This is a genomic window from Fenollaria timonensis (assembly GCF_001457835.1).
GTDB classification, from domain to species: Bacteria; Bacillota; Clostridia; order Tissierellales; family Peptoniphilaceae; genus Fenollaria; species Fenollaria timonensis.
This window is the reverse complement of sequence record NZ_LN898229.1, coordinates 137,886-158,078: the sequence shown is the minus strand read 5'-3', so window position 1 is coordinate 158,078 and position 20,193 is coordinate 137,886. Positions and strand designations below refer to the sequence as shown.

Below are 20,193 nucleotides of genomic sequence, written 5' to 3'. Positions count from 1 at the left end.
AGTTACACATGATGGAAGTTTGACTTTTGTAATTGCAATTATCATATTACTTATATACACTACGTTTAGTAAATATTTTAATTATAAAAATAAACGCAAACTTATTTAGTATAAGAAATATTTATTTGACATATAAATATATTTGATGTATAATTATACATAATAACTTTGATAATTTAAGCAGCTAAATTATATAAAATGAAGGAGGTTTTAGAGGGGAAGCATTTTAGCTGTAGATAAGGAGGTGAATATATGAAATATTTAGTTAATCCAAATAGTAGTCCTAACACATTAAATAATATTTGTATGCCACAGTATAATTGCCCATTCTTAACTTGCAACAATTTATATTTATGCCCAGAACACTGTGATACAAGGTGTGATACAAGGTGTGAAACTTATTGTGGCAGGCTTGGATGTCAGTGCAAAACAAGCCGTAATGAAATAAATTCAACAGGCAGCTTTATGTAGCCGTGTACTTAATAAGCTTTCCCTCTAATTACATACAATGAAATTTTTTAAAAGATATTTTAATATAATATCATTTACCTTATTGATTTTTGTAGTTATTCTTTTTTTGCAAAATTTAAAGTATATACCAGATTTTGATCTAGATAACAAAAAAGATAGATACTTAGGTAGACTATTACTTAATTATAATATAGCTAAGAATATTGAGACTCTTAATACTGATCCAGTTAAGTATGAAAAGAAAATTTTAGACGATTTAGCTATAATACCAAAAAAATTACCTGAAGATAGTAGAGAAAATTATGCTAAAAGTATTAAATTAAAAATAGAATTAGCAAAAAAAGGAATGCAGCTAGCTAATGAAGATTTTAAGGGCAATTACTTTGAGATAATGAAGATTGATAACACTATAAGACTTATTGATTTAGTGCAATTTGCTAGGAATGATGAGGGTTACATCTCTCCTTTAGATGAATATGGCAGTGAACTTGAAGAAGTGTATGGACTAAGTAAGCTAGATTATGACTTTACAGCACCTGAGAATAAAGATGTGTTAATTAATCAGTTTGCTCAGGACATTGAATGCTATATTGATTATAACTATATTAGGGCAATGTTCGACGTATTGCATAAAGAAATTAAAGATAAGTTGATTCTTTCAGAAAATACATGTAAAAACTTTGCTAGTGTTTATATGCTTTTTTCACAACAAGGCCTTATAAGAAAAAATAATTTTCACTTAATATTTTTAGCTTTTGCTTTTATTCTCACTGTTTTAAAAGACAAGAAATACAATGCTCCAAAGTTAGACTACACTATGAATACAAGTCTTTTTACAATGACTAATAAGTATATAAGAGAATTTTTATGCCTAGCTTTTATAACAGTTATATTACCCGTAGGCTTATTATTAGCTGCAAACTTAGGGGGCGAAGGATTTTCATTTAAGGCACCTGTTCTAACAATACCAGAGGATTATGAATTAAGTGATACTAAAACTCTAGGAGCAAATGCACAAGAAGGATTTGAAAGGATTGCAGGCTATGACGTTATTGACTATTCAACTTTTTTTGCCGACGATACTACATATGCAGCAGGAAGAAGTGATGTTTTAATTATGTCATATAGGCCTCAAATACAAGAGTATAAAACTGTATTTATCAAAGCTGTTGTACTTGATTTGTTAAGAATCTTACTTGTAGCAGTAGCTGTTGCTTTTATTGCATCTGTCTTTAATAAAAGGTGGGTTGTGTTACTCTTTACAACTGCATTAGCGATACTATTTTTAAATGCATATAATTTAAATTCAATTTTTGATCCTTTTTCATGGCCAGTGTCAACGTTTATCGTGAAAGGAGCACGTGTATTAAGAGATGGACGACTAACATTTAATAGAGCTATGATCATATTATCTTCTTATACAGTAGTTATTTATCTATTGAATTTATTAGTACTAAAGAAGAAAAAGGCACTTATATAGGAGGGTGACTTAATGAAAACATCAAGATACAATTTTTTATTTAAATTTGAAGGGAAGAACATCTTATTCAATTCTAAAACTACTGCACTTGCCATGCTATCTGATGATGAATATGATAAGCTAGCTCCCTTTGTTGAAAAAGAAAGCATCTCTATAGACGCAGATATCTTGGAGCCTGATTTAGTTAAAAATCTTTCATATGGGGGATTTTTTATAGATGATAGTTTTGATGAGATAAAATCATTAAGATTTGACATGTTTAAAGCAAGGTTTAACTCATCAAGTCTTTCCTTAACTATAGCACCAACACTAGCATGTAATTTTAACTGTCCTTATTGCTATGAAAGAACTAGTTCGCGTAATTTAACAATTACAGATGATGTTAAACAAGGCTTATATGAGTTTGTAAAGTCATACATCGGTAGAATAAATAATCTTTCTATCACTTGGTATGGTGGAGAACCTCTTTTATGCCTTAAAGATATTGAGGAGATGACGAGTCACTTTAAAGAGATTTGCCAAGATAAGGTTTTTTATTCTGCAGGTATGACTACTAATGGTTATTTACTTGACAAAGAGACGCTTCTTAAGTTAAAAGATTTATCTGTATCAAATATACAAATACCTTTTGATGGATTTAAAGAAAAGCATGATAAAACTAGATGTTTGAGCGATGGCAGTGGTTCATTTGATAAAATTATAGCTAATCTTGTATCATTTAAAAGCTTGTATGATGATAAAAATAATAAGCTGCCAAGTATATCCTTAAGACTTAATACTACAAGAGAAAATCATAAAGACATGATAAAGCTTATAAATTATCTAAAGGAAAAAGATTTACTTGATTATACAAGTCCTTATTTAGCTAAGATAGATGATCCACTTGACAAGGTGTATAAAAATTGTTTAACTTATGAAGAATTTGCTTTATTAGAAAAAGAATTCAATGCTGATTATGCTTCACTTACTGGGAAACAAACGTCTCGAAACTCTTATCCAGCAAAAATTAGCGCAGTATGCGGATGTGACTCTTTAAACAGCTACGTTATAGATCCTCAGGGCTACCTTTATAAATGCTGGGAAGAAATAGGTAAAAGAGAGTTTGCCATAGGTAATCTAAAAGACGGAGTGGATTATAAAACAATTGACAGAGCGTATGATTATATGCTTTATGATCCAAGTGAAGATATTAAATGTGCAAACTGTAAGATATTACCTCTATGCATGGGTGGCGTTTGTCCATATAGAAGGATAAACAATGTCTTGCCAAGCTGTGACAATAAGATGAAAACAATAAAAAATAGTATTTTGAGCTTTTTGAATACGAAGGAAATAAAGGAGGCTGTTTTAAATGAAAGCTTTGCAAATTAATGATATGCATAAGAGTTTTGGTAAAAAGGATGTTCTCAAAGGACTTACTTTTGATGTTGAACCAGGTGAGATTGTAGGTTTTTTAGGTAGGAACGGTTCAGGCAAGTCTACAACTATGAAATGCGTTTCAGGTCTTATCAAATTTAATTCAGGAGAGATAAATGTATTTGACCATTCTATAGTAAAAAGCAGAGAAGAAGCCTTAAAGTGTATGGGAGTAAGTATTGAAGATCCAGCACTTTATCCAAGTTTAAACGGTCATGATCACTTCAATATGGTCGCAAGATGGAGAGGTGTATCGAAGGATAGAATAAAGGAAATGGAAGAGTTTTCAGGACTTGAGGATAACCTTAAAAGAGCAACATCCAAGTACTCTATGGGTATGAAGATGCGTCTAATGCTAAGCTTAGTACTTTTATCAAAACCAAAGTTTATTATGCTTGACGAACCTATGAACGGCCTTGATCCTGATGGGGTTTTCGAATTGAGACAAGAGCTTAAGTCATTAAAAAACGAAGGCTGTGCGATACTTTTTTCATCACATAGATTATCTGAAGTTGAAAAAGTTTCAGATAGAGTTGTTATGATAGAAGATGGAAAAGTTGTTTATAATGGAAATTTAAGTGAAGAATTTAGAAACACGGGACTTGTCTATATAAATACAGCTGACAATGAAAAAGCTAAGGACGTTTTAGATGCTGCCAAAATTAGTACAAAGATATCTAAAGAAAAAGGTTTTGAAAATTACATTATTATTTCTGATTATAATGTTGCTATAGATAAGATACTTTCAATTTTGTATCAAGCAAATATAAGCATTAATGACATATATAAAGATCATCCTACACTTGAAAGTCTTTATAAGAGCTTGAGAAAAGAGGGATAAGATGAAAGGGCTTATCAAAAACGAAATTAAAACATTCTTTTCGGTAAAAAATATAATTATCATTATTATCTTTTTTCTTATAATGATACCGGATGTATTTAAGATGAAAGGCGATATCAGTAATTATATAGACACTATGGCTGCACAAATAAATAGCTATCAGGAAATGTCTAAATATTATGTTAATAATCTTAATTATGAGATTGATGGGATAAATCTTCAGATGTATGTGAATGATGTTGTTGGTTTAGATGAAAATGACGAAGAACTTGAAGAAGAGAAAAAAGTTAAGCAAGCAGAAGTTAATCATTGGAAATTTTTTGATCAAAAATTAACTGCCTTTAATGCACTAACAAATTTTGATAAACCAGATATAGATAGGTACAATTCATTTCTTAAAGAAATAGATACTTATATATATGACGAGATATATAAGAAGGATTTTGTTTCCGCTTATGGAGAGAATATTTATTTTTACTCTAAAAATCAGTGGTATAAAAGGTACTTGACTGAACAGGTTCAATATGATGACGATAGGCTTAAAGATCCAAACTATCCTGATGCATATAATGCCTTGCAAGGAAAACTTAGCTTTAAACTTATATATTTTGCAATTTTGTTACTATTGCTAAACTTTGATATATGGTCGAACGATTATTCCTCGGGTGCAATAAAACTATATTTAACTTCGCCTTATAGCAGAAAAAAATTATTCTACACTAGATTTATAACAAGGCTTGTGCTTAACCTTTGTGTAATTTTATTGCCACTTTTATTTGTATTTTTATACACTGGATTTAAATTTGGATTTTTACCACAAAGACAGGTTGTTGTTAACAATTTAGCACTAAATAATATTTTCAAGATACCTATGACTAGTGATTTAAGTGAAGTATATGCTTTGTCTACTCAAGGTAAAGTTGTTGGCTTACAACTCTTAAATCTAATTTTATATACAGTGTTTATGTTCTCATTTATGGGATTAATATCACTTCTTATGAAAGACAGTGCAGTATCTATATTTTTTGCAGTACTATTTGCATACGACGTACTTTTTGTTACTAATTTAAATCCTTATAATATGCCAAATTATATTAAATCTCAAAATCTTATTGCAGGTACTGGTGATTATACATTTGTGTTTTATCAAATAATCATGGCAGTTTTAGCAGTAGCATTTATGCTAGGGGCAAAAACTGTTATGGAAAAAAGAGATATAGCTTAGATACGGAAGGTGCTTCCCCTTAGCACCTTCTATTACTAAGTTTGATGGAAGTGAAAAGAATGAAATTTTTAAGAAACAATTATATCATTGCTAAAAAAGCTTTTAAAAATTATAAAGTATATGCTATATTATCTATCGTCATGGGATTATTAGGAGCTTTTTCTCCTATATTTTCAAATTATCTTATAAAAGATGCTTTGGACATAGGCTCATCAAGTTTTTCAATTCAGAAATTCTACGAAACTCTAATTTGTTTTCTTATATACACTTTAGCTGTTTCGATATTATCAAATCACTTTTCAAGAGTTTATACACCATCGAAATTAAATGATATAGCTAGAAATATAAATCTTAAGATATTTAGACACGCACTTAAGTTACCAGTTAAAAATTATGATGACCCTGGCTTTTTAAATACATATAATTATATACTATCAAATGGAGTTTCTTCTGCTTTTGATGCTTTTAACTCATTTGCTTCTTTAATTACAGAAATTTTTTCTCTCTCCATACTATTTACTCTTATAATTAGTCTTGAATATAAGTTACTAATTATATGTTTTATATCATCAATAATAAACTTTATAATAAATCTTAAATTGTCTAAGATATCATATGATGAGCAGAAGGAGCTTGTTTATCCTGAGCGTAAATCGTCATATGTATCTAGAACTTTCTCACTGCGTTTTTATATGAAAGAGTTAAAGACAACTATGTTAGCTGTTCCTTTAATTAAATTATTCAAAAGTTCAGTGGATGAAAAGACTGATATAAATGTAGACTACGGTAAAAAGTATGAGAGATTATTAAATTTACAAAGTTTGTTATCTAATCTTAGTTTAGCTTTAAGTTTTGTACTGCTTGTCAATATGTTTATTAATAAAAAGATATCGGCTGGCGAGTTTGCTTTTGCTTTTAACTCTTTTGGACAACTTAGCTCATCTATAACATCTTTTTTAAGCATCTTTCCAGGTATGTATCGTAATTCATTTGTTGTTGAAGATATACTTAATTTTTTTTCAACGCCCGTATGTTATGAAGAAAGTGGCATGGAGCTTAATGAAGTAGACAGCATTGAGTTAAAAAATGCATCATTTTCTTATGATGGCACTCATGAGAATTTAAAATGCATTAATCTAAAGATTAATAAGGGTGAGAAAGTTGCTTTTGTAGGATTGAATGGAGCGGGCAAATCTACTTTAGCTTCAATTATTACTGGACTTTATAAAGTAGACTCTGGTGATTATTTAATTAACGGCTCTGACGCTTATGCTTATAAACAAAAAGACTTGTATAAAAAATTTGGTATAATGCTTCAAGACTTCAATATTTATTCACTAACTGCAATTGAAAATATATTTATGGATTCATCGGAAAATATAAGCACAATTGAAAAAGAACAAGCTTTTGAATTAATTCAACGACTTGCTTTAGATAATAAATTTGAAGATGTTAATAAACTGTGTGAAACTTACCTTACGAGTGAACTTGAAGATGGAGGTTTAAATCTTTCTGGAGGGGAAGAGCAAAAGTTAGCTTTATCAAGAATCTTAATAAAGCCCTATGACGTATTGATTTTTGATGAGCCAAGCTCAAGGCTTGATGCATATAGCGAGAAGAGTATATTTGATTCAATACTTGAAGTTTATAAAGAAAAAACTGTTATATTTATATCGCATCGTTTAAGAAACATTAAAAATGTTGATAGAATATATTATATAGAAGACGGAAAGATTATAGAGTCTGGTAATCATATTGATCTTATGAATAAAAAAGGTGCATACTATGAACTTTATAAAGTAAGCTCACAAAGTGAGCAGTGATGACATTGATTATAAAGAGTTATAAGAGATGCTAAAGAAGCTGTATAAAGAAAATTTAAAGAATCATAAGAAGCTTAAGTAAAGAAGACCTTAAGAGTTAATTCTCCTAAGGTCTTTTACTTTGCCTATTAAACTATTATCTATATATGAACCAAACGAGAATGTAGCCGACTAAGACTGCAGTCAAAGTGAATGGCACGCTCATCTTCATAAAGTCTTTGTTCTCGACAGTGTAGCCCGCTTCCTTAAGTATGCCGAGTGAAGCGATGTTTGCTGAGGCACCTATTGGCGTGATGTTTCCTCCAAGTGTCGCGCCGCTAAGTAGTCCGAAGTAAAATACCGTCATGTCGAATGGCACGTGAGTTGAAATTACTGAAAGAACTGGCAGCATTGTTGCGACATAAGGGATGTTGTCAACGAAGGCACTGATCAAGACGCTGCCCCAAACAAGTGCTGTGTATAATAAGAAAGGCTTATCCGCTAGCTTAATGAATAGCTTTGCGATTTCATCGATAACACCAGCATTTTCAATACCGGATATAATTATGAATAGCCCTGCTAGTAAGCCAAGTGTGTTGAAGTCGATTTCGCTTGCAACTGTCTTGATTATGGATGAGTCTTTATGTCTTATCAAGTGGTAGATTACACCGAAGATAGCTACGCATACGCAGATAAGTCCGTTTAGTATATCTATCTTTTGATCTTGCGGTATAAATGATGCAAAAATCAATAGTACTATCATAAGTATAACTAAGTAAGTTGGCATCATGTCCTTAACTTTTGTAACTTCAATTGCATCGACTTTACCTCTCATCTCTTTTGTTGATATATAGATAAAGATACTTGCGACTATCGCTGAGATTTGAACTATCCAGAACATACCCATGTGTCCATTATATACGAAGAAGTCGAAGAAAGTCATGTTTAGCGCACTTCCTAAAAGTATCGAAGATGTATCGCCTACTAAAGTTGCCGCACCTTGTAAATTTGATGATATCGATATAGCTATAATCATCTTTACTGGTGATATCTTGAGCTTCTTTGCTAAGCTCATGGCAACGGGTGCTATCATTAAAACGGTAGCAACGTTATCGATAAAGGCTGAGACGAAGCCAGCAAACATTGATAAGAAAAGTATGATGAGTCTTATGTCCTTAACCTTGTTTATGATAAGGTCAGCGAGCCTAGTTGGCATCAAGCTTTCTGAGAAAAGCGAGACAAGCATCATCGTTCCACCTATCATCAAAAGTACGTTAAAGTCTATAGCGCCCCAAACTGTATTTAAAGGAACTATGTTTAAAATTATAAAAACAAGCGCACTTATGCCGACAACTAGTGGTCTATGATTAACGAATTTAATCATAAATATGTAAGTTATAACGAAAAGTGCAGCTGCGAGTATGAGTCTGTCCATGTAATCCTCCTTTGTAAATATCTATCACTAACTATATAATTATATATATAATAAGAAAAAATGTCAAGATGAGAGAAGCAAAATATTGATTTTTTCGTGGATTTGCTGTATTATGTTTATAGGTGAAATTATGTTAGAAGAATTAAATTACGAAGATATCGAAAATTTAGATAATATCGTCTTGGTCGATGTCAGAAGCGAGGGCGAGTACAAAAACGCTCACATACCAGGCGCCATCAGCATCCCAATCTTTAATGATGATGAGAGGCGCGAAGTAGGCACCTTGTATGACAGAGTATCATACGATTTAGCTAAGATAAAGGCGGTCGAGTACGCGTCGAAGAAACTTCCCGAGCTTTATGAAAAATATTTGGAGCTAGAAAAGACTTGCGATGAGATCGTAATCTATTGTGACAGAGGGGGCTATAGATCGACCGTGCTTGAGAGGACTTTTCGTGCGCTTGGCATGCACATCTCAAAGCTAAGTGGCGGATACAAGGCATATAGGCGCTATGTGATGGAAAAGCTCGATGAATACTTTGAGAGGATCAAGGTTCTTACGCTTTATGGACTTACTGGCACTCACAAGACTTATATAATAAGAAGACTTGAGAAAGATGGCATAAAAGTTTTGGACCTAGAGAAGTACGCGAATCACAGGGGATCCATCTTTGGCTCAGTGGGCTTAAAGGAAAAAGTTTCGCAAAAGATGTTTGACTCATACATATATGAGGCGATTAAAGATAATCCAGATGCTAAATACATTACAGAGGGCGAATCAAGAAGGATAGGTGATATAGTTCTTCATGAAAAACTATATAAAAAGATGCTTAACTCAGACAAAATACTTATAGAAGCGTCTTTAGATGAGAGAGCTAAAAACATTTGCGAGGACTATTTGCCAAGTGAAAATAAAGAGGAAATCATAAAGACGTTCGAAGAGTTTAAAAAATTCATTAGCAAGGAAAGATATGAGAATTACACAGACATGCTCATGGATGGGGAATACCTTGATCTCATCAAGGACATGATGAAGAGCTACTACGATCCTAAGTATTCATTTAAGAAATATGATTACATCAAGGTATTTACAGACGCGAGCTACGACGATATTAAAGAATTTGTAAAAAAGTACTTGACAGATTAATCTAGTTATGCTAAACTATAGACGCAGTATTAAATACTAAGTGGAGGCAGTATGAGAGATAATATATTGACTGGCCTTAAAGAGCTAAAGCTTCCTAGGTACAAGGACTTGCCAGACTTTGGCATTTATTCAGAGCAGCTAGTTGAGATAGTTAACAAGGCACTGGAAGCGATGTTTGATAAGGACAATAAATTAACGAAGTCCATGGTCAATAACTACGTCAAGCACAAGATTATGCCGAGCCCAATCAAGAAACGCTACTTTCGTAATCACATCGTTTACTGCATAGTGATTACAGTTTTTAAGAACAACCTAAGTATAGCCGAGATTGATGGCGGGATACTCCATGAGCTTAAGAAGAGCTCCATCGAAGAGTCGTATAATTACTTTTGCGACAAGATTGAGAGCGTTATGAGGCTCATCATAGATATCTTGGACAAACAAGATGATCCCGATACGAAGATGACGGCGACTATTGACGTGGACCTAGACAAGAGAAATGGCTTGACGCTTGCTATAGTGAGTGTTTGCACGAAAGTTATTACGCAAAAACTATTAGAATACGAGCTATTAAACGCTAAGGAGGACATATGAGTAAAGTAGGAATAATTATAGACACAGCCTGCGATCTACCTAAAGAAGCATATGAAGAATTAAATGTGGCGATGCTACCTTTGTGGGTACACTTCTCAGATAAATCGTATAGAGACCAAGTTGATATAGAAAAGGACGAGTTCTACAGACTTCTTGACAAGGAGTTTCCTAAGACAAGTACACCATCACCAATGGAGATAAAGGAAATAGTTGACAATGAGTTTGCATCTGGCGCTGATGAAGTCATAATCATCACGCTATCGTCAAGGCTTAGCGGGGCAAATAACTTAGCAAATCTTGTGGCAATGGACTACGACGGCAAAGTAAAAGTTTTTGACACAAAGAACATAGCCATCGGCTCAGGTTTTTATGCATATAGAGCTGCTGAACTAAGGAATCAAGGCCATAATGCTGATGAGATCATTAAGATTATGGAAGATGATAGAGCCAAGATGAAGTCAAGGACATACTTTGTTATTCCAGAACTTACAAACCTTATCAATGGCGGAAGGATAGGCAAGGTTAGAGGCGTTATCGGACAGCTATTGCATATCAAACCTATCATAACATGTGACGCAGATGGCGTTTACTACGATGTTGACAAAGTGAGGGGCTTTGCAAAGGCGCAAAGAAGACTTGTAGACAAAATAAAAGATGAGTTAAAAGACACAAAGGACTACTACTTATCAATCTGCCACGGAGCAAATCCTGAAGCACTCGAATTTGTTAAAGATGCACTTAAAGATGAAGTGGCAAGAGCAAAGATATATGTTGAAGAACAAATTGCACCGACACTAGCAGTACACACAGGCAGAGGCCTTGTAGGCGTTGCGTATTATAAATTATAGATGAAAGGCTTAGGAGATTTACCTAAGCTTTTTTGTTACTATTTTGTAAGATTTAAGTACTTGTAAATTGCTTTGATAAGTGATATTATATAGTTAACGATATATCAGACGAAAGCATGAGGAAGGTGGTTTTATGAAAGACAATAAAAGAAAGATAATTTTTGTATCATATCTATTAGTACTAAGCTTATTATTTATCAGCGCATGCACAGATAAAATTGCTTCGAATAATATTGCCTCGAAATTTCCAAAAGATGAGGAAGGCTATCCAGAGCAAAACTATGCAATGATCGATGGCGAAGTTTATGAGATAGAAAAGAAAGAAGACATCTACGGAAGAGAAGAAAGCGATACTCCAGATGAAAAGACCATAGACATAGGCACAAATAAAGATGAAGTAGAAATAGTCTTGCCAGCAGCGAATTGCTGTGACGAGTGGGTCATATCACCAAAGAACGATGTGGCTGAGAAAACGTTAGTGGAATTTAAAGTTAGGGGCGAATTAAAAGAAGGAGGCCCATCGGCTTGTGTAAACGTATATAAAGTTAAACTTAATGGTGACGAGACCATAGAGTTTAAAAATGTAAACGTTACGAATGAAGAAGAGTACGAGGCGAAGAAGGCCTACTTTGTATTAAAAATCAAGGTAAAGAAAGAAAATTAAATAGATTATGTATAAGGGCTTAGTGATTAAGTCCTTATATTTTTGCAAAAATATATTAGCAGACTAAAATAATTCTTGACAAATAATAAAAAAGTGTATATAATAAAGATACACCATATTCAATAGTGAATATGAGTTTGAAAAAAGTAGTAAAAATGTATTAACTATTTTAAGTAGAAGGTAGTATTATGAAAAAGAAAGTATTTATATTTGCCTTGCTTTTATTATCGATATTAAGTTTAATTTCTTGTAATCGTAAAGAAAAAAGCATGGAAACAAACAATAGAGATTATTATTTATACAAAAATGATACTTATGGCTTTACTCTTGAAATACCTGAGTGGAACTATAACATTCAATTATTTAACGTTAACGATGATTCTGGTGCAGAAGAATATGGTTACGAGAAGCAATATGATGATGCAACGACTATAAATTTTATGATATTAAGGAGAGAAAAAGATTTAGACATAAGTTTTTATACTGCTTTTGAACTTATTGTATCAGAAAAAAGTAATTTGGATTCTAATCTTATAAAATTAGGGGAGAAAGACGGAAAAATATATTACTACAGAGAGCTTAAGGAAGATGATGTCATGAAGGAAATAGAAGATAAAAAATACAGTGACGATAAATATATTGCTAGAATTAAGAGTTTAATTAAAGAGCTAGAGCCTATGCACGAAGAAATTATGAATTCATTTAAATTTATTGATGCATAATATTTTGTGTTGTAGATGTAAAATTTAAATAAATTGGAGTGATAACTATGAAAGATAAAAAGCTTTTTATATTTTTAATGTTAGCAATATTAGTACTCTGTTTTTCTATAGCTTGTAATATAGAAATTGGAAAAGAACAAAAATCTAATACTCGTGAACATAATGATGCTAATGAAAAGTATTTATACAAAAACGATGATTATGGATTTACTCTTGAAATACCTGAGTGGAAGTACGATGTTACGCTGATAGATGTCGTAGATGACTCAAAAGGCGATGCTGCAGATAGCAATAAAGAAACTAAGACTATAAGTTTTATTTTAGAAAAGAGGGATAGAAAGTCTTTAATTAGATCATATTGCCCAGTGTTTGAGATAATTGTTTCTAAGAAAAGCGACTTGGGTGGCAATTTAGAAAAGCTTATAAGTAAAGGAGATAAAACTTTTTATTACCACATAAATAAAGATAGTTGTGATGATGGTGCCGTAGAAGAAATGATTGAAGAATTAAAACCTATGCATAAAGAAATAAAAGATTCGTTTAGAATTGATGATTAATTGTAAAGCAGTAAAATTTTAAATGAATTAGTGCTTGATATGTGCAATTTAATGCTTATGTGGCTAAGATTGCACATATCAAACTAAGTTTATAGAAGCTAAAATGATTGGTAGCATTTTATACAATACAGAAAGGAGGTACATATGAATTTATCAGATAGTGAGTTAATAGTTTTAGAGGAATTATGGAAAGGAGATTGTTTAGATGAAAACGGAGAGATAACTGCTTTAGAATTATCGAAAATACTTAATAAAAAATATAATTTTTCTAAAAGTTCAAGCTACACATTTATAAACAGATTAGTAGAAAAAAATGCGGTTAGCAGGAGATATCCAAATTATAAAATAAAACCTGTGATTAAAAGAGAGGATCTTGGAAACAATCAAATACAGAAAATTATAGATACAGTTTATAAAGGATCATTTGTAAAATTATTTTCAGCATTTGTAAACAATAAAAAAATTACTAATACTGAGCTAGAAGAAATGAAAGATATTATTTCTTCAATTGAGATTAAGGATGAGTAAGCTGTGTTTGAAATAATTAAAGTAAATGCTGTTAACAAATTGATAAAAAGTGTATTACTAATTGCGGCAATACTATTATTGAGAAAATCATTTAATAGAAAAAGTATAAAATATGCCAATAAAATTATGTGGTCATTACTTTTTGTGTATCTAATAAATCCTTTTGGCTTGCAAATAAATATAGAAAACGCTAGCTATGGACCCATATTAGATGCGTGCTTTTCATTTATCAAGCAATTAAATGAGTATACAGAGTTATTACTTATAAAATTCTCAAATGTTTTATATTTAAAAAAACGATTGATAGCAGCAATATTGTTTTTAATATATCTAATATTTACAGCTATAGAAACTAATAAAGCTTTGAGAAGTGCTAATAAAGTCAATAATCTTGACATTAATGAGTATATAAGTTCATTTAATCTAAAAAGAAGAGTAGACGTTTTAATTAATGATAAGCTCGAAACACCAGTAAGCTATGGATTTTTCAAGCCAAAGATTATTTTGCAAACATACATTTTAAAAGACGATATTATGTTAAAAAATGTAATTTATCATGAAATGATGCATATAAAAAAATGCGATATATTGCTAAACTATTTTAAATATATGCTAGCATGTTTTTATTGGTACAATTTATTTGTGCTTTTAGCTCTAAAATATATAGATGAAGATCTAGAAATACTTTGTGATAAATTAGTTATAAATAAAATGGGCGGATCAAATTTAGTAAAAAGAGATTATTTAGAAACGATGTTTAAATTGTCTACCGTAGAAAATAAAAATGTAAATAAATTCGTGTCAGAATTAAATCCAACATTAGAAAGGATGAGGATTATGAGTTCATATAGAATTACAAAACTTGGTGTACTTTCACTAGCACTTGTTTTTATCTTAAGTTTAAATTCATTTGCTTATTTTAACGTCGAACCGGATGATAAAGTGGTATCAAGCGTAAAAGCTTTGGACGAAGGAAGTAAGCTACTTAGTGACAGAGTAGAGGTGATAGATAAAGATGAATATGAAGAAATTAATAAAATGTCAGATAATTTAATAGCATTAAGAAAAATTGATATAAAAGATTATGACATTTTAGATGGACTTGAAAGTAGAACATATAAATTTAATATGTTTTCATCTGATACAACATATCATAATGGCTTTACAATTAAATTGAGCGAGATGTCTTGCAGCTCTGGATTGAATTATGAGATAATGATACAGGAAAACGAAAGGGTTATTTATGATGAGACATTTGATAAGGAAACAATATTAAAAGTTAAGGCCAACCAAGATAATGAATATAAGGTAGTAATTATGAATAAACAAGGAAAAAAATTAAAATATAATATTCAGATTAATAGTTATGTTAGATAGATATTGAGGTGTAGTATGAGAAAGTATAATCAGCAGAGGTATAAAAATGGAGACAGGAAGGCACCATTAGGTGCCAGCAATTAGAGAAATTTTAAATATGTTAAGGAGGAAATGTTATGAAAAGAAGAATAATTATAAGTATATTAGTTTTATTAATGTTATTTGTTACTCCTGTAACAAATACACAAGCTTTGACAATGGAAGAAAGTAAAATAGATAAAATAAATAGAACTCATCCATTAGACAGTGGAAAAGAGATATTATATTATTTACTTTACACTGAAAATGATGATAAACTGATAAATGATGTTAGAAATATGAAATCAGATTTAAAACTATCTGAAGAACAATTTATTGCGCTAAAAGAAATAGGTTTAAATGAACATTTAAAAGATAATGAATTAAATGAAAATAGTAAAATTGATACTTATAAAAATAATATAGAGTCAGTTAAGCTATACAATAATAATATATATAAATTAACGGATCAAAGAAATCAAGAATTGATTAGAGTTTTTAAATCTACAGAAGAATTAGAAAAGTTCAGAGATTGGATTTACAACTGGTGGATTAAAGAATGTGATTATCGTATGAATAGAAATTCTCTTAGAGCTGATATTGATAGAGTTTCTAATATTTGGGCTACTCAATATTATCCTAATAAGAGCGGATCAATTGAAGCATCATTACCAGATAAGAAACTTAAATTTGCAAATTTAGGATGGCCAAATGGTTATTCAAATCCACCATATACTGTTAATGTATATAATCCTAAAAATAGTAAATCGGTGAAAAATGTAGAAATATTAGACGTTGGACCATGGAATGAGGATGATAATTACTGGGATACAGATAGAAGGATGTTCTCTGGATTAGGTTTAGGAGTTCCTGAAGCTCAAGCAGCTTATTTTGATAGATATAACAATGGTAAAGATCAATTTGGAAGAGTTGTTTCAAATCCAGCAGGAATTGATTTATCTATTGAATTAGCAAGAGATTTAGGCTTTGGTAAAAATGTAAGCGGTTATATTGACGTTAGATATGAATACTTGCCTTAAAAAAATAATATATGCCATATTAATTATAGTAATAATTTTTGCGGCATATAAATTGATTAACAATAAAAATACAAATAATGAAGAAGTTTTATATCCAGCTATTAACGATGAACTAATTAGTGAATTGGAAGATGGAAAGAAACCATATCTATTTGACAGTGAAGGCGTTCTTAATGAATATCTAGCTAAAACATATCCAGATAGCAAGTTTGAAGTAAAAGATAAAAAAGACAGTGGCAATAACATTATCTATGATATAAACTTAGCTGATAAGGATAAAGACCTTGAATTAAGTTTGAAACAAAAGGAAATTGAACTTAATAAAGAAAAGTTAAATATATGGGTTGTTACAGACAGTAAAGAAATAACAAATAAGTAAATAGATGATATATAAGGGCTTAGTGATTAAGTCCTTATATTTTTGCAAAAATATTTCCATAATGATTGAAAAATGTTTTTCTAAGTGATATAATTAGAATGTAATTTTTAAGGAGGATGACGACATGGAAAAGTTAGAACAAGTATATGAAGGCAAGGCAAAGAAGGTCTTCAAGACTGATGACCCTAAGAAATTTATCTTGTCTTACAAGGATGATGCTACTGCATTTAACGGCAAGAAGAAAGGCACTATAGTTGGCAAAGGTGTTGTCAACAACAAAATGAGTAACTTCTTCTTCCAAAAGCTTGAAAAAGAAGGCATTCCAACTATATATTTAGAAGAATTAAACGACAGAGAAACTTTGGTTAAGGCTGTTGAGATAGTTCCACTAGAAGTTATAGTTAGAAACGTAACTGCAGGCAGCTTCTCTAAGAGGATGGGTGTTGAAGAAGGTAAGGAATTACTTCACCCAATAGTTGAGTTCTCATACAAGTCAGATCCACTTGATGACCCATTCATTAACGATGATTATGCTACAGCATTAGGTCTTGCTACTAAAGAAGAAGTAGACACTATAAAAGACTATGCAAGAAAGGTAAATGACTACCTTTGCAAGCACTTTAAATCTGTTGGCATAAGACTTGTTGACTTCAAGCTTGAATTTGGTAGATATGACGGCAAGATCATCTTAGCTGACGAAATCAGTCCAGACACTATGAGACTTTGGGACTACGAAACTAACGAAAAGCTTGATAAAGACAGGTTCAGACGTGACCTTGGTAATGTTGAAGATGCATACCACGAAGTCATGAGAAGACTTGGACTAGAATAATGTTTGATAAAATACATGAAGAGTGCGGCGTTTTCGGAGCTTATTCACTTAAACACGAAGACGTCTCAACTCTGATTTACTACGGATTATTCGCTTTACAGCACAGAGGACAAGAATCTTGCGGTATTGCTGTAACAGATACCAAAATGAGCCAAAACATCCAGGTTTATAAAAACATGGGTCTAGTTAATGATGTTTTTAATAAAGATAATTTAGCTAAACTTAATGGCAATCTTGGTGTTGGACATGTTAGATACTCAACTTCAGGTAATTCTACCGTTTCTAACGCTCAACCATTAGTTATAAACTACTGGAAAGGCACTCTAGCCATCGCTCACAACGGCAATATTGTTAATCAAAAAGCACTTAAGGAAGAACTTTCACAAACAGGAGCCATCTTCCAAACTACTTCTGACTCTGAAATCATTCCTTATCTTATAGCAAGAGCGAGACTTGAGTCAAAATCAGTTGAAGAAGCAGTTGTTAAGGCTATGCCAAAGATAGTTGGTGCTTATTCACTAGCTATAGCAAGTCCTAAAAAGTTAATAGCAGCGAGAGATCCTAACGGTTTTCATCCGCTTTGTATAGGTCAAAAAGGAGATACATACTTTGTATCGAGCGAGTCATGTGCACTTGATGCAGTTGGAGCAAAGTTTATTAGAGATGTTGAACCGGGTGAAGTCGTTATAGTTACTGAAGAAGGAGTTAAATCCGTATATAAATATGAAGCGAAAAAATCAACTTGCATATTCGAATACATTTACTTCGCAAGACCTGACTCAGCCATTGACGGCATCAGCGTTTACGAAGCAAGACTAAATGCGGGTAGGATGCTTCACAAGAGATATCCAGTCGATGCAGACGTAGTCGTTGGCGTTCCAGACTCAGGTACACCAGCAGCATACGGCTATGCACAAGCAGCTAATATACCATTCTCCATAGCTTTCATCAAGAATAATTATGTTGGTAGGACATTTATCAAACCTAGTCAAGATCAAAGATCACAAGGCGTTTCTATCAAGCTAAATATTCTTAAAGATGAAGTTAAAGATAAGAAGATAGTTTTGGTCGATGACTCCATCGTTAGAGGAACGACTATGAAAAATATTGTAAAGCAGCTTAAGGAGCTTGGTGCTAAGGAAGTTCATGTCAGAATATCCTCGCCACCATTCTTATATCCATGTTTCTACGGTACTGACGTGCCGACAAATAAGGAGCTAATCGCGTTTAAGTACACTCAAGATGAAATCAGAGACTACATTGGCTGTGATTCGCTTGGCTACTTAAAGGTAGAGGACCTTAAGGAGCTTGTTGAAGGACGCTGTGACTATTGCAACGCTTGCTTTACTGGTAATTATCCAACAGAGGTGGAAGATGGACAAATATAATAAATATATATCGCCGTTCTCAGAAAGATACTCTTCTAAAGAGATGCAGTATATATTTTCGGAAGAATTTAAATTTAAAACTTGGAGAAAGATGTGGATAGCCCTTGCAGAAGCTGAAAAGGAGATGGGTCTAGACATATCAGATGAAGCTATCGAAGAGATGAAGGCTAATAAGGACAATCTTAACATCGAAGTCGCAAAAGAGAGGGAAAAGCTTGTGCGTCACGATGTTATGAGCCATGTCTACGCTTATGGTCTTCAAGCGCCAAAGGCAAAGGCAATCATACACTTAGGAGCAACTAGCTGCTACGTTGGTGATAACACTGACCTTATCACTATGCATGAAGCTCTTAAGCTTATCAGAAAAAAAGTTCTTACTGTTATGAAAAACCTTAGGGACTTTGCTATGAAGTACAAGGACCTTGACACACTTGGTTACACTCACTATCAAGCAGCTCAACCAACTACTGTTGGCAAGAGAGCCTCGCTATGGCTTCAAGACCTTTACATGGACCTAGAAGAGCTAGATAAATTACTAGAAGACTACAAACTACTTGGCTCAAAAGGAACTACAGGCACACAAGCCTCATTCATGGAACTTTTTGACAATGACGAAGAAAAAGTAAAGACAGTTGATGAACTTATAGTGAAAAAACTTGGTTACGACAAAGTTTTAACTATAAGCGGACAAACATATACAAGAAAAATAGATGCCAAGATACTTAATGTGCTTAGCCTAATCGCTCAAAGTGCATACAAGTTCTCAGGCGACTTAAGATTATTAGCAAATTTAAAAGAAATAGAAGAGCCACTAGAAAAGAATCAAATCGGTTCATCTGCCATGCCATATAAGAGAAATCCTATGCGTGCAGAAAGAATCGCATCAATCTCACGCTACATCATAGTAAACTCACTTAATCCGCAAATAACAGCCGCAACACAATGGTTCGAAAGAACACTTGATGACTCGGCTAATAAGAGGATAGCTGTGAGCGAGGCCTTTCTAGCGCTTGATGGCGTACTAGATATATACATCAACGTTAGTGACGGACTTATAGTTTATGAAAATGTTATTAAGAAGCACTTAAACGAAGAGCTTCCATTTATGATAACAGAAAATATACTTATGGAATGCGTTAAACGTGGCGGTGACAGACAAGCCCTTCATGACAAGATCAGAGTTCATTCGAGAGAAGCACAAAAGAGGATTAAAGAAGAGGGCAAGGATAATAATTTATTAAAGCTAATTGCTGACGACAAAGACTTTAACTTGACTATGGACGACATAGAAGAGATAAAGGCTGCTTCGAAGATTAGCGGTAGAGCATCTTCACAAGTTGAAGAATTTGTAAGTGAAACTATTGACCCGATACTTGAAAAGAACAAGGACAGCATCGGTATCAAAGTTGAACTCAATGTTTAGGGGGGG

19 protein-coding genes are annotated in these 20,193 nt (G+C 32.4%); 18 read left to right on the top strand and 1 reads right to left on the bottom strand.

Annotation, left to right across the window (positions count from 1 at the left end):
* Positions 1-508 precede the first annotated feature (508 nt).
* From BN3004_RS00755 to BN3004_RS00735, 5 genes are read left to right on the top strand one after another with little or no spacing between them, the layout of a single operon-like run.
* Positions 509-1,951: a hypothetical protein gene (locus BN3004_RS00755; protein ID WP_148344891.1), complete on the top strand. Its 1,443-nt coding sequence runs from the start codon at positions 509-511 to the stop codon at positions 1,949-1,951.
* 12 nt (positions 1,952-1,963) lie between these two features.
* Complete coding sequence (locus BN3004_RS00750) at positions 1,964-3,322, top strand: radical SAM/SPASM domain-containing protein (protein ID WP_058259403.1); 1,359 nt, start codon at positions 1,964-1,966, stop codon at positions 3,320-3,322.
* On the top strand, positions 3,303-4,208 hold the full coding sequence (locus BN3004_RS00745; protein ID WP_058259402.1) for an ABC transporter ATP-binding protein: 906 nt from the start codon (positions 3,303-3,305) through the stop codon (positions 4,206-4,208). The genes BN3004_RS00750 and BN3004_RS00745 overlap by 20 nt, the downstream gene beginning before the upstream one ends.
* A gap of 1 nt (position 4,209) precedes the next feature.
* Complete coding sequence (locus BN3004_RS00740) at positions 4,210-5,433, top strand: ABC transporter permease (RefSeq protein WP_058259401.1); 1,224 nt, start codon at positions 4,210-4,212, stop codon at positions 5,431-5,433.
* A gap of 59 nt (positions 5,434-5,492) precedes the next feature.
* The gene (locus BN3004_RS00735; RefSeq protein ID WP_058259400.1) at positions 5,493-7,256 is read left to right on the top strand and encodes an ABC transporter ATP-binding protein; all 1,764 of its coding nucleotides are present in this window, start codon (positions 5,493-5,495) and stop codon (positions 7,254-7,256) included.
* Positions 7,257-7,392: 136 nt separating this feature from the next.
* Here BN3004_RS00735 and BN3004_RS00730 read toward each other — a convergent pair whose 3' ends face one another.
* Positions 7,393-8,670, bottom strand: a complete 1,278-nt coding sequence (locus BN3004_RS00730; protein WP_058259399.1) for an ArsB/NhaD family transporter — start codon at positions 8,668-8,670, stop codon at positions 7,393-7,395.
* 130 nt (positions 8,671-8,800) lie between these two features.
* Here BN3004_RS00730 and mnmH point away from each other — a divergent pair, with 130 nt between their 5' ends.
* The 13 genes from mnmH to purB all read left to right on the top strand — a co-directional run bounded on the left by mnmH (position 8,801) and on the right by purB (position 20,187).
* Complete coding sequence (gene mnmH, locus BN3004_RS00725; protein WP_058259398.1) at positions 8,801-9,817, top strand: tRNA 2-selenouridine(34) synthase MnmH; 1,017 nt, start codon at positions 8,801-8,803, stop codon at positions 9,815-9,817.
* Positions 9,818-9,868: 51 nt separating this feature from the next.
* Positions 9,869-10,411 carry a DUF1836 domain-containing protein gene (locus tag BN3004_RS00720; RefSeq protein WP_058259397.1) on the top strand — a complete coding sequence of 181 codons (543 nt, stop codon included), beginning with the start codon at positions 9,869-9,871 and terminating at the stop codon, positions 10,409-10,411.
* Positions 10,408-11,259: a DegV family protein gene (locus BN3004_RS00715; protein WP_058259396.1), complete on the top strand. Its 852-nt coding sequence runs from the start codon at positions 10,408-10,410 to the stop codon at positions 11,257-11,259. Before BN3004_RS00720 ends, BN3004_RS00715 begins: the two co-directional genes overlap by 4 nt.
* 133 nt (positions 11,260-11,392) lie before the next feature.
* Entirely contained in the window at positions 11,393-11,923 is a 531-nt protein-coding gene (locus BN3004_RS00710; protein WP_058259395.1) for a hypothetical protein, read from the top strand.
* A 188-nt stretch (positions 11,924-12,111) separates the two neighbouring features.
* Positions 12,112-12,645: a hypothetical protein gene (locus tag BN3004_RS00705; protein ID WP_058259394.1), complete on the top strand. Its 534-nt coding sequence runs from the start codon at positions 12,112-12,114 to the stop codon at positions 12,643-12,645.
* A gap of 47 nt (positions 12,646-12,692) precedes the next feature.
* On the top strand, positions 12,693-13,202 hold the full coding sequence (locus BN3004_RS00700; protein WP_058259393.1) for a hypothetical protein: 510 nt from the start codon (positions 12,693-12,695) through the stop codon (positions 13,200-13,202).
* Between the two features lie 144 nt (positions 13,203-13,346).
* Complete coding sequence (locus BN3004_RS00695; RefSeq protein ID WP_058259392.1) at positions 13,347-13,730, top strand: BlaI/MecI/CopY family transcriptional regulator; 384 nt, start codon at positions 13,347-13,349, stop codon at positions 13,728-13,730.
* A gap of 3 nt (positions 13,731-13,733) precedes the next feature.
* On the top strand, positions 13,734-15,107 hold the full coding sequence (locus BN3004_RS00690) for a M56 family metallopeptidase (RefSeq protein ID WP_058259391.1): 1,374 nt from the start codon (positions 13,734-13,736) through the stop codon (positions 15,105-15,107).
* A 116-nt stretch (positions 15,108-15,223) separates the two neighbouring features.
* Positions 15,224-16,165: a DUF8814 domain-containing protein gene (locus BN3004_RS00685; protein WP_058259390.1), complete on the top strand. Its 942-nt coding sequence runs from the start codon at positions 15,224-15,226 to the stop codon at positions 16,163-16,165.
* A gap of 52 nt (positions 16,166-16,217) precedes the next feature.
* Positions 16,218-16,544 carry a hypothetical protein gene (locus BN3004_RS00680; RefSeq protein ID WP_148344890.1) on the top strand — a complete coding sequence of 109 codons (327 nt, stop codon included), beginning with the start codon at positions 16,218-16,220 and terminating at the stop codon, positions 16,542-16,544.
* Between the two features lie 124 nt (positions 16,545-16,668).
* On the top strand, positions 16,669-17,376 hold the full coding sequence (gene purC, locus BN3004_RS00675) for a phosphoribosylaminoimidazolesuccinocarboxamide synthase (protein ID WP_058259388.1): 708 nt from the start codon (positions 16,669-16,671) through the stop codon (positions 17,374-17,376).
* Positions 17,376-18,764, top strand: coding sequence for an amidophosphoribosyltransferase (purF, locus tag BN3004_RS00670; protein ID WP_058259387.1), 1,389 nt, complete (start codon positions 17,376-17,378; stop codon positions 18,762-18,764). Before purC ends, purF begins: the two co-directional genes overlap by 1 nt.
* A complete protein-coding gene (gene purB, locus BN3004_RS00665) occupies positions 18,751-20,187 on the top strand; it encodes an adenylosuccinate lyase (protein ID WP_058259386.1) in 1,437 nt (478 codons plus the stop codon). The genes purF and purB overlap by 14 nt, the downstream gene beginning before the upstream one ends.
* Positions 20,188-20,193 lie beyond the last annotated feature (6 nt).